Raw genomic sequence first — 12,467 nt, forward strand, 5'->3', positions numbered from 1 at the left:
GGGACATCGTGCCATTCGAGGCGCTAACTTCGTGCACCGTGGAGGATCTTCCGAGCGGCTTGCCCGAACACGAGCTGAAGGCCGGCCTGGCCAGGTTCGGCATCACCGGGAAACCGGTCTACGCCCCCGTCGGCTTCGGCGACTACCACTGGACCGTCTACGACCGGTGGTTCACCTCGGTGTCGGACCTGACGACCAAGCCGCTGGCCCGTCTGCGGCGGGCGATGGAGACCGCGGCGAGTCTGGGCGAGCAACTGCCGTTCGTCGTGGCACCGGTGCGATCGGACGACGGCGAGACCGTGGTCCTGCTCAACGACCGCTACGCGCTGAGCGTCTTCCCGTACGTCGCGGGGAGATCCGGGTCCTTCGGCGATCCGGTCCACGCCGGGGTGACCGAGCTGCTGACGGCGTTGCACCGCTGTGAACCACCGGCGGACATCCCGGTCGCCCCGATCGACGTCCCGGCCAGGGCCGCGCTGACGGCGTTGCTCGACGAGCCCGGCAAGTGGTTCTCGGACCGGGCCCGCGAGGTCTTCGTGGCCCACACCGGGATCGTCCGCGAGAAACTGGCCGAACTGGACCTGCTCGCCGGAGAGCTCACGGACGAGCGGGTGGTCACCCACGGAGAACCCCACGCGGGCAACGTGATCAACACGCCGCGGGGCCTGGTCCTGGTCGACTGGGACACCGTCGGACTGGCCCCACCGGAACGCGACCTCTGGCTGGCCGGCGGTGACAGCGCCTTCTACTCGCTGCGGTGGGCCGTCGACGACATCGCGGACTTCGCCGAAAAGCTCCGCGCCCCGCACGAACGGTGGCGGGACGCGGAGCTCACGTTGCACTACTTCACCGAGACGCTCAAAAGCCTTTAGAGCGTCAGGCTCCAGGTGTCGATGGTGCCGACGTCGGCCGTGGCCGCGTCACGGACCCGGAGAGTCCAGGTGCCGTTGCGCGTCTCGGACGACAGGTTGACCGTGTAGGTCTGGTCGATGTTGTCGGTGCCGCCGCCCGCGCGGTTGTGCAGGTTGTAGACCGAGCCGTCCGGCGCGACCAGGTCGACCACGAGGTCACCCCTGTAGGTGTGCTTGATGTGCACCTCGACCTGGCTGCTCGCCGACGCGGTGCCCGTGCAGCCGCTGAACACGACCGCCGACGTCACGGTCGCGTTGTCGCGGATCGGGACGTCCGTGCCGTTGGTCTGCGGGGCACAGGTGGCCGTGCCGACCGTCCAGGTGAACGACGTGCTGCCCGAACCGCCAGCGGCCGCGGTGGCCGTCACGGTCACGTTGTACGTGCCGGCGGTCGTGGCCGTGCCCGAGACGACACCGGACGAGGACCCGATCGAGAGCCCGGTGGGCAGACCGGTCGCCGACCACGTGTACGGCGCGGTGCCACCGGACGCGGACAGCGTCAGGCCGGCCGTGCCGTTCAAAGCCGTGGACTGGTTGCCCGGGTTCGTCACCGAGACGCCCGGAACGCCGCCGGCGTTGGTGCGCAGCAACAGGTTCGCCGAGCCGGCGCCGGGGTTGGCGACCTTGCCCGGGGTGGCCTGGGCGAGGATCGCCGCGTGCACCTCGGCCGGGGTCTTCGCCGGGTTGTCCGCGAGGTACAGCGCCGCCGCGCCCGCGACGTGCGGGGACGCCATCGACGTGCCGTCCTTCGTGGACGGGTCGGAGTTGTTGCGGTGCGAGGCGGAGACGATCTGAACGCCAGGAGCGAACAGGTCACTGCACGTGCCGAAGGACGAGAACTGCGCGCGGGCGTCGGTGCGATCCGTTGCCATGACGTTGATCGTCTCGGTGACGCGCTGCGGCGAGTACTTGCAGCTGTCGTCGTTGAAGTTGCCCGCCGCCACGACGTAGGTGACGCCACCGCGGATCGACGCGCGCACGGCGTCGTCGAGCACACGGCTCGGCTCGTTCGCGGTGCCGGTGTAGAGGCTCATGTTCGCGACGGCCGGCAGAACGGCGTTCGCGGTCACCCAGTCGACCCCCGCCGCTTCGGTGGCGACCGAGCCGCTGCCGAAGCAGTCGAGCACGCGGACGGCCTTCAGCTTGACGTTCTTCGCCACGCCGTAGGTCGCACCGCCGACGGTGCCGGCGACGTGCGTGCCGTGGCCCTGGCAGTCCTTGCCGTTCTGGCCGTCGGTGAACGCGTCGAAGCCAGCCGTCGCGCGGCCGCCGAACTCGCTGTGGGTGTAGTTGATGCCGGTGTCGATCACGTACGCCGTCACGTTCGACGCGTCCGTGCTGTAGCTGTACTTGCTGTCGAGCGGCAGGCTCGCCTGGTCGACGCGGTCCAGGCCCCACGACGGCGGGTTGAGCTGGTCGGTCAGGACCTGCACGGTCCGGTCCTGCTCCACGTAGGCCACGGCCGGGTCGGCGGCGAGGCGCTTGGCCTGCTGCTTGGACAGCGTGGCCGAGAAGCCCTTGAACGCGGCCTTGTAGGTGAAGCCGATCTTCGCGCCGTATCGGGACGCGAGGCCGTCAGCGCGGCCGCTCACCTCCGAGCGCGCCGTGGTGCCGTCCTTGAGCACGACGATGTAGTTGTCCTGGACCGCGTTCGGCGCGTTCTCCGCGACGATCGGTCCTTCGGGCTGTGCGGCCACAGCCTGTGGGAGCGCGAGCACGGTTCCGGCGACGGCAATTGCCGCCACCCCGAGCGTGCGCAGGGTGCGGTGTCTCATCACTGCTCCTCGTTCGCAGGGAAACCGCGTGCGAACGCGGGCCGGCCCTCGACGGCCCTGCGGATGCGTTCACACGCGGTTGCGAAACAGCGTTAGTCCGTTGTCGGACGTGATGAGTCTTTAGTTGCTACAAGGAGCAGAACAAGCGACTTTCGTACGGTTGTCAGCCGGCGAGCGCGAAAAGATCGTCCCGGTCGCCCGACTGCTTGAGCTGGGCGAGCGACTGCTTCTCCAGTTGACGGATCCGCTCACGGGTCAGGCCGAGCTCCTCCGCGACCTCCTGCAGGGTGCGGGCACGCCCGTCCTCCAGGCCGTAGCGCAGGCGCATGATCCGGCCCTGCCGTTCGGGAAGGACGTCCAAGAGGGAGCGAACGCCCTCGGTGAACTCCTGCTGCTCCACCAGGTCCGGCGCGGACACGCCGTCGGTGTCCTGGATCAGGTCGCCCAGCACCGAGTCGCCCTCGTCACCGACCGGCGTCTCCAGAGACACGCAGGTGCGTGCCGCGTCCCGCATGTCCTGCACGCGCGACGGCGAGCACTTGGCCTCGGCGGCGATCTCCTCGACCGTCGCCTCGCGACCGAACGACGCGGACAGCTTCTGCCCGATCTTCTTGAGCTTGTTGACCTCTTCGACCACGTGCACCGGCAGGCGCACGGTGCGGGTCTGCTCCGCCAGACCCCGTTCGATCGCCTGGCGGATCCACCACATGGCGTACGTGGAGAACTTGTAGCCCTTGGCGTAGTCGAACTTCTCGACCGCGCGGATCAGGCCGAGGTTGCCCTCCTGGATCACGTCCCCGAACGGCAGTCCGCGGAACGAGTGCTTCTTCGCGACCGACACGACCAGGCGCAGGTTCGCGCGGATCATGTGGTCCTTGGCGCGCTCACCCTCGGCGACGATCCGGCGCAGCAGCCGCGGCTCGCGCGTCGTGTCACCGGTCTGGAGCAGGTGGGCGGCATACACGCCGGCCTCGATGCGCCGGGACAGGTCGACCTCCTCGGACGCGGTCAGCAGCGGTGTGCGCCCGACCTCGCGCAGGTACTGGCCGACCAGGTCCGCGTCCTGCTGCCCGGACGCGCGGTTCTTCAGATCTGCGGGCATGCCAAATCCCCCGTATCCGTTGGCAGGGTGTGTCAGCCGGCGCGGGTTCGCGCCGGTCGTCCGGTTGCCTCTCCGGGTCAACCGCCGCAAGCGGTCCGGCGCACTCGCCGCCGTCTGCGGAGCAACGGCCCTATACACCGCTGCACTCGTGTGTAACGGTTCAGAGGTCCACTTCATTCCGCGGTTTCGCCTGTGACCTCAGCCTCACCAGGGTGATCGCGTGGTGCTCGACCTGCCGCACCTCGATCTTCCAGCCGGAGACCTCCACCACGTCACCCGGCTCTTCCGGGATGCGGCCGAGGATCAGCAGCACCAGCCCGGCGATGGTGGAGTAGGGCCCGGCGGGCGCGTCACGCAGTTCGACGCCAACGTCCACCAGGTCGTGGATCGGGAACGTGCCGGGCAGCTCGATCGAACCGTCGGGTCCGGTCCTGACCCCGACCACGTCGGAGTCGGTCTCGTCGTAGATCTCACCGACGATCTCCTCCAGCAGGTCTTCCAGGGTCACGATGCCGTCCACCGCGCCGTGCTCGTCCACGACCAGTGCCAGCTGCTCGTGCTCGGCCTTCATTCGCCGCAACGCGTCCGTGACGCGCACCGAGTCCGGTAGCACCATCGGCGCCCGTGCGACGTCCGCGAGGGACACGGTGTCGTCGAGCAGGTCTCGCAGGTGCACCACACCGACCACGTCGTCGAGGTGCCCGTTCCTGGTCACCGGGGCCCGCGAATGTCCGGATCTCGCCAGGACTTCCCGTGCGGCGGGGGTGTCCAAACCTGATTCGACGATCGTCACCTGCCGCCGCGGCACCAGGACCTCGCGCAGCCGCCGTTCGTGGATCTCCAGCGCGCCCGTCATGATCGTACGTTGTTCCTGGTTCAGATGCTGTTGCACCTCAACGAGATCCCGCAGCTCCTCCGCCGACATCTGTTCCTCGTCGGCGTCCGGGTCTCCGCCGAACACGCGCACCACGACGTCGGTCGACTTGCTGAGCAGCCACACCGCGGGCCGGGAGATCGTCGACAGCAGGTCGAGCGTGCCGGCGACGATCTTCGACCAGCGCACGGCGTACTGCATCGCGAGGCGCTTGGGCGCCAGTTCCCCGAAGACCAGTGTGACGAACGTCAGGACCACGGTCACGAGCGCGATCGCGACCCCGTTCGCGGCATCTCCGAGGAAGCCCAGCAGCGGCACGACCGGTGCCGCCAGCGAGACCGCGGCGGTCGCCGACGCGAGGAAACCGGACAGCGTGATGCCGATCTGGACCGTCGCGAAGTACCTGTTCGGATCGCGTGCGAGCCGGACGAGCCGGCGGTGCCCTTCGCGTTCCAGCGAGCGCAGCTGACCTTCGCGCAGCGACACGAACGCCATCTCACTGCCCGCGAAAGCCGCGTTGAGCAACACCAGAACCGCGACCAGCGCGAGGTTGAAGCCATAGCCGTCCACACGTTTGGGGTAGCACGCACGGTGGTATTTCGCACCCTGACGGCCGTCTTGAGCAGCCAGGAGGGCCTGCAGTGGACGAGGTGGGATGGATATGGACACCCCTGAGGTGCTGAGCGCCTCCGCGAGGACCTTGCACACCCTGCCGGAGGACGAGCCGGATCTCGGCGCGATGCGCGCGTGGATCGGAACCTTGTTGAGGGATCTGCCGGAGGACGTCAGGCTCGACGTTCTGCTCGTGTGCACGGAGCTCGCGAGCAACGCTTACGAGCACGCCGAAGGGCCGCGTGCCGTGCGGGTGCAACGGCACACGGACTTCATCCGGGTCGAGGTCGACGACCACACGCCGGCCGAACTTCCGCAGCTGGGGCGGTCACGTCTCGGTGACACGCGAGGCCGTGGGCTGGTGTTGATCGCCCAGCTCTCCCGCTGCTGGGGCACGCGGGAGTTCACGGGCGGGAAGACCCTCTGGGCAGAGGTGGACGCATAGTCCTTCTGTGCGTTTCGCACAGAGAAGTCATGACAGCGCACGGATGGGTCTTGCGGCGAGTCTCTTCGATTCTCGAAGCATGACGACGAAGGTTTCGCCGGCGGTTCGGCCGCTGGTCCGCCACGGGGCAGAGATGCTCGTGGCGATGCTGATCGGAATGGCCCTGCTCGGGCCCCTGTGGACGCCCGGACAGGTCGAGCTGGCCGCCCTGTGGATGGCGGTGTCGATGTCCGTGCCGATGGCGTTGTGGATGCGCTATCGCGGCCACGGCCGGATCTTCGAAATGTGCGCGGCGATGGTCGTGCCGTACCTCGTGCTCCTGGTGCCGTACTGGCTCGGCGTGCTGGACGGGCCCGCTGTGGAGATGGGCGGGCACCTGCTGATGGTGCCCGCGATGATCGCGGTGCTGGTCCTCCACCGCCACGAGCACGGGACGCCCAGCACGAACCCGGTGATCCGGGCGCTGGGTGAGCGCTGGCCCGCGGTGATCGCGCTGGCGGTCTCGTTCGACTTCTGGCAGGCGCCGGTGGTGCCTCCCGTGTGGACCCTGCTGGTGTGCCAGGCGGCCTACCTGTTCTGGGGACGACGGGCGCCCCGGACGCAGCTCGCCGTGTTCGGCCTCTACGCGTTGCTGGCCGTGGCGGTGCTCCTCGTGTCGCCGCACAACGGGGTGCTGCTGATCGCGCTCGGGTGGGGCGCGCACGCCGTCTGGGACCTGGTGCACCACGTGCGCAACGCCGTCGTGCCGCGCTGGTGGTCGGAGTTCTGCGGGGTCTTCGACCTGGTCATCGCGGTCACGATCCTGATGGTGTGGTTCTAGGCTGATGGCGATGAACGATCTCCCGCACACCGCGCTGCGCGGCACCCTCCACGTGCTGTGGCTGAGCTCGCTCGCCGTGCCGCTGATCTCGGTGCTGCGCGAGCCGTCCGCGCTGCGCTGGCTCGGGGTGCTGGGGCTGCTGGTGCTGGCCGTGGCGTACGGGGTGACGTTGCGGGGCGGGCCGCTGTGGGTGCTCGGGGCCGCGACGCTGGCGACGATTCCGCTCGTGGCGCCGGTCGGGCCGCAGGAGCTGTCGACGTGGGCGTGGATCGGCGGCGCCGCGGCCGGGTTCGCGCCGTTGCTGCTGACCGGCCCCTGGAGGTGGCTGGCGGCGATCGGCGCGGTGGTGGTCTCGGGCCTGGTCGGGTTCTTCGTCGGCCGCGACCACACGGCGTACCAGATGATCGCCGCGGCGGTCGGGCTGACGATCGTCGCGATGGCCGGGCTGCCGATGTGGTTCGCGGGACTGCTGGGGCAGGCGCGGGCCGGGCGCGAGGCGCAGGCGGAGCTCGCGGTGAGCGAGGAGCGGCTGCGGTTCGCGCGGGACGTCCACGACCTCCTGGGGCACCGGCTGACGGTGATCGCGCTGAAGTCCGAACTGGCCGGGCGGCTCGCCGCCACCGACCCGGAGCGGTCCGCGGCGGAGGCCTTCGAGGCGCAACGGCTGGCGTCCTCGGCGTTGGAAGACGTGCGTGACGCGGTGCACGGCTATCGCGCCGTGAACCTGCCCGAACAGCTTGAGGCCGTGCGCAGCGTGCTGCAGGAGGCCGGTATCCGGTGCACCGTCTCGGAGGTGCCGGTGGAGGGTGAACGCGCCACGCAGCTCGCGCTGGCGTTGCGGGAGGCGTGCACCAACGTGCTGCGGCACAGCCACGCGACCTGGTGCATGATCGACGTCGCTGTCGCCGGCGAAGAGGTGCGGATGACCGTCACGAACGACGGCACCGAGAAGCCGTCAGGTGAGGGCAACGGGGTGCGCGGCCTTCGGGAGCGGCTCGCGGCCGTGGGTGGTCAGGTGTCCGTGGAGAAGTCCGGGGACGTGTTCACGCTTCAGGTCGTGGTGCCCGCGTGATCAGGGTCCTGCTGGCCGACGACGAGGAGCTGATCCGCGACGCGCTCGCGGCGCTGCTCGGGCTGGAGCCGGATCTCGAGGTGGTGGCCCGCGCTGGTGACGGCCGGGCCGCCGTGGAGGCCGCGCGGGCACACCGCCCGGACGTGGCCGTGGTGGACCTGCAGATGCCGCTGCTGGACGGCCTGGAGGTCACCGAGGAGCTGGCTCGCGTGCTGCCGTCGTGCGCCGTGGTGATCCTGACCGGCCGGGGCCGTCCGCCGCACCTGCAGCAGGCCCTGCACGCGGGCGCGAAGGGCTTCCTGCCCAAGGGATCGCCCGGCGGCACGCTGGCCGACGTGATCCGCCGCGTGCACGCGGGTTCGCGCTGGGTGGACCCGGCTCTCGCCGCCGACGCGCTCGCCGCTCCCCCGTGCCCGCTGACGCAACGTGAGCTGGAGGTGTTGCGGCTCAGCGAGTTCGGCACCCCGGTCGCCGAGATCGCCACGCGCACGTCGTTGTCCGCCGGGACGGTGCGGAACCACCTGTCCGCCGCGGTCGCCAAGCTCGGTGTCGCGGGCCGTGCCGAGGCGTTCTCGGTCGCGCACGAGCACGGTTGGCTCTAGGGCTCTAGCGGCGGAGGCAGGCAGGCACGACCAGGGCGGTCGGCTGGCCGTCGGTGAGGGTGCGGACGCTCGCGCCGAGCAACAGGTCGCCCGCCTTGTCGAGCACGGCGCGGGCGACCCGGCTGCGGTCCTCGCCGCGTTCGAACACACCCATGACCTTCGCGCCCGTCCGGACCGCCGTGGTCCAGCCCCGGGAGCGCGGGACCTCCAGCCAGTCTGCGACCTCCTCGTCGACGACCTGCCGCACCATCGCCGCGACCACACCGTCGAAAGCCCTGCCGGGTACGAACTTCTCGTACAGCTCGACCAGGTTCCTGGTGAGCTCGACGCCTTCCTTCGACGGCGCGTAGGACGCCCGCACCATGGTGTTGCTGAGCACTTCGGCCTCGGCCAGCGTGTCCGGCATCGCGTCCGGGCGGATGCCGAGCACCGCCCCTGCGACGCGCCAGACGTGGTAGTAGTCCTCGGCCTCGGTGTCGGTCACCGAGACGCCGATGCGGCGCATGCCGTCGATCACCTGCACCGAGAAGATCAGCAGCGCGCCGAGCAGGTCCTGCTGGCAGACCGGGACGCCGTCCGCTTCGTGGTCCCATTCCGGTGAGCGGCCGACGAAGTAGCGGACCGCCGCGTGGATCAGCCGGGTCTTCTGGATGGTCGGCACGAACGAGCCGCCCGTGCCGAAAGCGTTGGGCTCCATCATGTTCAGCACGAACTGCGACGTCTCCGACAGCCTGCGGTGCGGCTGGTTGAGCCGGTGCGTGAGCGTGAGGACCCGGGACGGCCTGGGCTGCGCGTAGCAGTTGACCATCGCACCGAACGACAGCACCGACGCCACATGCACACCGTCGTCGACGAAGAACTCGTGCGCGCGGGCGACGCGTTCCTCGTCCATCCACTCGGGCGGATCGTCGGTGGCGACGAGGTAGTCGCGGACCACGGGCGGCAGGTGCGCCGGGATGGGCTCGTCGTTGCCGCGGAACTCCGCGAGCACCTGGTTGACCTCGTTCAAATCGCCGCTCTCGATCAGGTGCGCGATCACAGCGTCAGCGAGCGGGTCGCCCTCGTACTTCAGTGCCTGCAGGTCCACTCGGCGAGCGTAGGAGCGCCAGCGGGCGGGTGATCGTTCCGATCACCTCTTCAGCCCAGTGAATCCACGCGTTCGTGAGCGGTCGTAAGCCCGTTCGGAGCAACTGCGACCAGGCTCAGGAACCGGAGGTGAGGACGTCGAACGCGTGCCTGCGGTGTTCGGCGAACAGCTTCAGCGCCCCCTCCACGTTCCCCAGCCGCAGCGCGGCCACCAGGTCCCGGTGCTCGTCGCGGATCTGCTCCAGGTACCCGTCCGTGCTCAGCCGCACCCGCGTGATCAGGAACAGGTGCACCTGCGACCGGATCGCCTCCCAGGCCTGGGTCAGTCGCGAGTGGCCGGCGGCGGCGTACACGGCGTCGTGGAACGCGATGTCGCACCGCACCATCTCGTGCGGCGTCGAGGCGCGCTCCATCTCCAGCGCGGCCGCGGCGATCTTCTCCAGTGAGGCGCCCGTGGCCACCACGCGCTGGACGGCCAGCGTCTCCAGGGCGCCCCGCAGGCTGTCCAGCTCCGCGACGTCCTCCAGGGACAGCTCGGCCACCGTGGTGCCTCGGTGCCACTCGGTGCGCACCAGGCCCTCGTGTTCGAGCAGGCGCAGCGCGTCCCGGACAGGACCGCGCGAGACCTCCAGGGCCGTGGACAGCTCCACCTCGCGTAGCGCGCTGCCCGGCGGGTAGCCGCCGTCGAAGATGGCCTCGCGGATCATGTCCGCGACCTCGCTGCCCAGACCGCGCCGTCGCGCCGGACCCACTGTCATGTGAGCAATGTTAACAAGACGACATCTTGTCTGAATGTTAACATTCCTACATGCCGAACATCCCCCGCTTCCACCTCGCCATGCCCGTCGACGACCTCTCCGCCGCCCGCGAGTTCTACGGCGAGACCCTCGGCCTCGAGCAGGGGCGCAGCTCCGACACCTGGATCGACTGGAACCTGCACGGCCACCAGTTCGTCACCCACCTCGCACCGAGGACCGAGCGCGTCAGCAACCCGGTCGACGGTCACGACGTGCCGGTCCCCCACTTCGGCCTGGTCCTGACCGTGGACGAGTTCCAGGCGCTGGCAGCCAAGCTGACCGGCGCCGGTACGAAGTTCGTCATCGAGCCGTACGTGCGGTTCAAGGGCGAGCCGGGCGAGCAGTGGACGATGTTCCTGCTGGACCCGGCGGGCAACGCGCTGGAGTTCAAGGCCTTCGCGGACGACGCGCAGGTGTTCGCGGTCTGAAGCCGCGTTGTCCAAAGCCAGGTTAAAAATCTTGCACAACGCGCAAGTATCGGTACCGTGGAGGTGACGCCGAGCCACGGCCCGGTCACACCGGGTCAGACAGGGAGAGGCCATGTCCACGGCCGAGCGGCAGCGCAGCGCGCAGGAGCTCATCCGCCCGCAGTTGCCCGCTGAACTCACCAACCGCGGCACGTGCCCGTTCGACCCGGCCACCGGGCTGGTCGAGCTGAGCGAGCACGGGCGGATCCACAGGATCGAGCACAACGGCGACACCGTCTGGCTCGTCACCGGGCACGACGAGGCACGGGCGGTGCTCGCCGCGCCGCAGATGAGCTCGGACCGGATCAACAGCCCGCGGGCGAGGGCGCTGATCTCTCCCGAGCTGCACGCGGAGCTGTTCCCGCCGGAGCGCCGGGCCGGGTCGTTCATCTTCATGGACGCCCCCGAGCACACCCGCTACCGCCGGCTGCTGACCGGGCAGTTCACCGTGCGCAGGATGCGGGACCTCACGCCGCGCGTGCACGAGATCGTCACCGCCCGGCTCGACGCGATGATCGAGAAGGGACCGCCGGCCGATCTCGTGCACGACTTCGCGCTGCCCGTGCCGTCGCTCGTGATCTGCGAGCTGCTCGGCGTCGACTACGGCGACCGCGACGAGTTCCAGCGCCGCACGTCCAAGCTGCTCAGCCTGAACACCACGGTCGACGAACAGATCAAGAACACCACCGAGCTGCGGAAGTTCATGTACGGGCTCGTGCGCGCGAAGCGGCAGAGCCCCGGCGACGACCTGCTGTCCGGACTCGTGCGCGACACCGACCTCAACGACAACGAGCTCACCGGCATCGCGAACCTGCTGCTCATCGCGGGCCACGAGACGACGGCGAACATGCTGGCGCTCGGCACGTTCGCACTGCTGGAGCACCCCGACCAGTTCGCCAAGCTCCGTGACGACCCGGAGCTGACCGAGAACGCGGTCGAGGAGCTGCTGCGGTACCTGTCCATCATCAGCTCGGGCGTCTCACGGCACGCCAAGGAGGACCTCGTGATCGGCGGTGCCACCATCCGCGCCGGCGAGACGGTCGTGGTGTCGGTGCCCGCGGTCAACCGCGACGACAGCCAGTACGACGACCCGCACGCGCTCCTGGTCGACCGGCCGCGCGGCCACCACGTGGCGTTCGGGCACGGCATCCACCAGTGCCTCGGCCAGCAGCTGGCGCGCGTGGAGATGGCGGTCGGCTTCAGCGAGCTGCTGCGCCGGTTGCCGGCGCTGAAGCTCGCCGTGCCCGCCGACGAGGTGCCGCTGCGGACCGACATGTCGATCTACGGCGTGCACAGGCTCCCGGTCACCTGGTGAACCCGTCACCGAGCTGGTCGATCATCCGGCCGACCAGCTCGGTGACGTCGAACCTGTCCGTGGCCTGGGGCGTGTCCAGCCACCACTGCACGACCGCGCGCATCGACGCGAGGATCGTCGACGCCGTCACGGCCGGATAGGGGTCCACCTCGGGGTCCGCACCGCAGCGCACCGCGATCGCCGCCGCCAGCGCCTGCTCGCGGGCGGAGTAGGCGGCGAACACGTGCGGCAGCAGTGCGGGGTCGCGCCGGAGCCGGCGCAGCTGCCGGAGGCGGTCGAGGTCGACGTAGCGCGGGTAGATCGTCCGCAGGGCCTCGCGCAACGCGACGAGCACCGGTTCGTCTGCGGGCCGTGCGGCGAACTCCTCCACGAACGCGAGCGCCGTGGCCGTGTCTCCGGCGACGACTGCTTCCTCCTTGGAGGAGAAGTAGTTGAAGAACGTCCGCAGCGACACCCCGGCCGCTCGCGCGACCTGGTCCACCGTCACCCGGTCGAGGCCGTGCTCCACGCACAGGCTCCAGGCGGCGTCACCCAGCGCTTCCCTGGTCGCCGCCTTCTTGCGTTCACGCAGGCCCGTCATGGCGCAAAG

Annotated in this window: 13 protein-coding genes; 7 read left to right on the forward strand and 6 right to left on the reverse strand. The window is 69.7% G+C overall.

Annotated features, from left to right (window positions below; genetic code table 11):
• Positions 1-38: 38 nt before the first annotated feature.
• Positions 39-872, forward strand: a complete 834-nt coding sequence (locus tag SK571_RS41385) for a phosphotransferase (protein WP_319989584.1) — start codon at positions 39-41, stop codon at positions 870-872.
• Here the strand turns inward: SK571_RS41385 and SK571_RS41390 are convergent.
• The 3 genes from SK571_RS41390 to SK571_RS41400 form a co-directional block, all read right to left on the reverse strand.
• The gene (locus SK571_RS41390) at positions 869-2,686 is read right to left on the reverse strand and encodes a S8 family peptidase (RefSeq protein ID WP_319989585.1); all 1,818 of its coding nucleotides are present in this window, start codon (positions 2,684-2,686) and stop codon (positions 869-871) included. The genes SK571_RS41385 and SK571_RS41390 overlap by 4 nt on opposite strands.
• A gap of 163 nt (positions 2,687-2,849) precedes the next feature.
• On the reverse strand, positions 2,850-3,788 hold the full coding sequence (locus SK571_RS41395; RefSeq protein WP_319989586.1) for a sigma-70 family RNA polymerase sigma factor: 939 nt from the start codon (positions 3,786-3,788) through the stop codon (positions 2,850-2,852).
• Positions 3,789-3,948: 160 nt separating this feature from the next.
• Positions 3,949-5,232 (reverse strand): hemolysin family protein, encoded by a 1,284-nt coding sequence (locus SK571_RS41400; RefSeq protein WP_319989587.1) that lies wholly within the window; start codon positions 5,230-5,232, stop codon positions 3,949-3,951.
• Positions 5,233-5,323: 91 nt separating this feature from the next.
• Between SK571_RS41400 and SK571_RS41405 the strand changes: the two genes are divergently transcribed.
• From SK571_RS41405 to SK571_RS41420, 4 genes are all read left to right on the forward strand, one after another.
• Positions 5,324-5,719 carry an ATP-binding protein gene (locus SK571_RS41405; protein WP_319989588.1) on the forward strand — a complete coding sequence of 132 codons (396 nt, stop codon included), beginning with the start codon at positions 5,324-5,326 and terminating at the stop codon, positions 5,717-5,719.
• A 79-nt stretch (positions 5,720-5,798) separates the two neighbouring features.
• Complete coding sequence (locus tag SK571_RS41410; protein ID WP_319989589.1) at positions 5,799-6,539, forward strand: hypothetical protein; 741 nt, start codon at positions 5,799-5,801, stop codon at positions 6,537-6,539.
• 10 nt (positions 6,540-6,549) lie between these two features.
• Positions 6,550-7,611, forward strand: a complete 1,062-nt coding sequence (locus SK571_RS41415) for a sensor histidine kinase (RefSeq protein WP_319989590.1) — start codon at positions 6,550-6,552, stop codon at positions 7,609-7,611.
• Positions 7,608-8,213, forward strand: coding sequence for a response regulator transcription factor (locus SK571_RS41420; RefSeq protein WP_319989591.1), 606 nt, complete (start codon positions 7,608-7,610; stop codon positions 8,211-8,213). The genes SK571_RS41415 and SK571_RS41420 overlap by 4 nt, the downstream gene beginning before the upstream one ends.
• A gap of 4 nt (positions 8,214-8,217) precedes the next feature.
• Here SK571_RS41420 and SK571_RS41425 read toward each other — a convergent pair whose 3' ends face one another.
• Together SK571_RS41425 and SK571_RS41430 are read right to left on the reverse strand one after the other, a co-directional pair.
• Positions 8,218-9,300 (reverse strand): oxygenase MpaB family protein, encoded by a 1,083-nt coding sequence (locus SK571_RS41425; protein ID WP_319989592.1) that lies wholly within the window; start codon positions 9,298-9,300, stop codon positions 8,218-8,220.
• A gap of 115 nt (positions 9,301-9,415) precedes the next feature.
• Positions 9,416-10,057: a GntR family transcriptional regulator gene (locus SK571_RS41430; RefSeq protein ID WP_319989593.1), complete on the reverse strand. Its 642-nt coding sequence runs from the start codon at positions 10,055-10,057 to the stop codon at positions 9,416-9,418.
• Positions 10,058-10,107: 50 nt separating this feature from the next.
• On the opposite strand from SK571_RS41430, the gene SK571_RS41435 reads away from it, so the two are divergent.
• Positions 10,108-10,524: a VOC family protein gene (locus SK571_RS41435; RefSeq protein WP_319989594.1), complete on the forward strand. Its 417-nt coding sequence runs from the start codon at positions 10,108-10,110 to the stop codon at positions 10,522-10,524.
• Positions 10,525-10,636: 112 nt separating this feature from the next.
• Complete coding sequence (locus tag SK571_RS41440) at positions 10,637-11,878, forward strand: cytochrome P450 (protein ID WP_319989595.1); 1,242 nt, start codon at positions 10,637-10,639, stop codon at positions 11,876-11,878.
• Here the strand turns inward: SK571_RS41440 and SK571_RS41445 are convergent.
• Positions 11,868-12,458, reverse strand: a complete 591-nt coding sequence (locus SK571_RS41445) for a TetR/AcrR family transcriptional regulator (protein ID WP_319989596.1) — start codon at positions 12,456-12,458, stop codon at positions 11,868-11,870. The genes SK571_RS41440 and SK571_RS41445 overlap by 11 nt on opposite strands.
• Positions 12,459-12,467 lie beyond the last annotated feature (9 nt).

The sequence above is a fragment of the Lentzea kristufekii genome, assembly GCF_033949925.1.
Lineage (GTDB): Bacteria > Actinomycetota > Actinomycetes > Mycobacteriales > Pseudonocardiaceae > Lentzea > Lentzea kristufekii.

Bases quoted from the DNA above. Each gene is read 5' to 3' on its own strand.
- SK571_RS41390 (WP_319989585.1), bottom strand. From the start codon at position 2,686: ATGAGACACCGCACCCTGCGCACGCTCGGGGTGGCGGCAATTGCCGTC.
- SK571_RS41395 (WP_319989586.1), bottom strand. From the start codon at position 3,788: ATGCCCGCAGATCTGAAGAACCGCGCGTCCGGGCAGCAGGACGCGGAC.
- SK571_RS41405 (WP_319989588.1), top strand. From the start codon at position 5,324: ATGGACACCCCTGAGGTGCTGAGCGCCTCCGCGAGGACCTTGCACACC.
- SK571_RS41410 (WP_319989589.1), top strand. From the start codon at position 5,799: ATGACGACGAAGGTTTCGCCGGCGGTTCGGCCGCTGGTCCGCCACGGG.
- SK571_RS41415 (WP_319989590.1), top strand. From the start codon at position 6,550: ATGAACGATCTCCCGCACACCGCGCTGCGCGGCACCCTCCACGTGCTG.
- SK571_RS41430 (WP_319989593.1), bottom strand. From the start codon at position 10,057: ATGACAGTGGGTCCGGCGCGACGGCGCGGTCTGGGCAGCGAGGTCGCG.
- SK571_RS41435 (WP_319989594.1), top strand. From the start codon at position 10,108: ATGCCGAACATCCCCCGCTTCCACCTCGCCATGCCCGTCGACGACCTC.
- SK571_RS41440 (WP_319989595.1), top strand. From the start codon at position 10,637: ATGTCCACGGCCGAGCGGCAGCGCAGCGCGCAGGAGCTCATCCGCCCG.
- SK571_RS41445 (WP_319989596.1), bottom strand. From the start codon at position 12,458: ATGACGGGCCTGCGTGAACGCAAGAAGGCGGCGACCAGGGAAGCGCTG.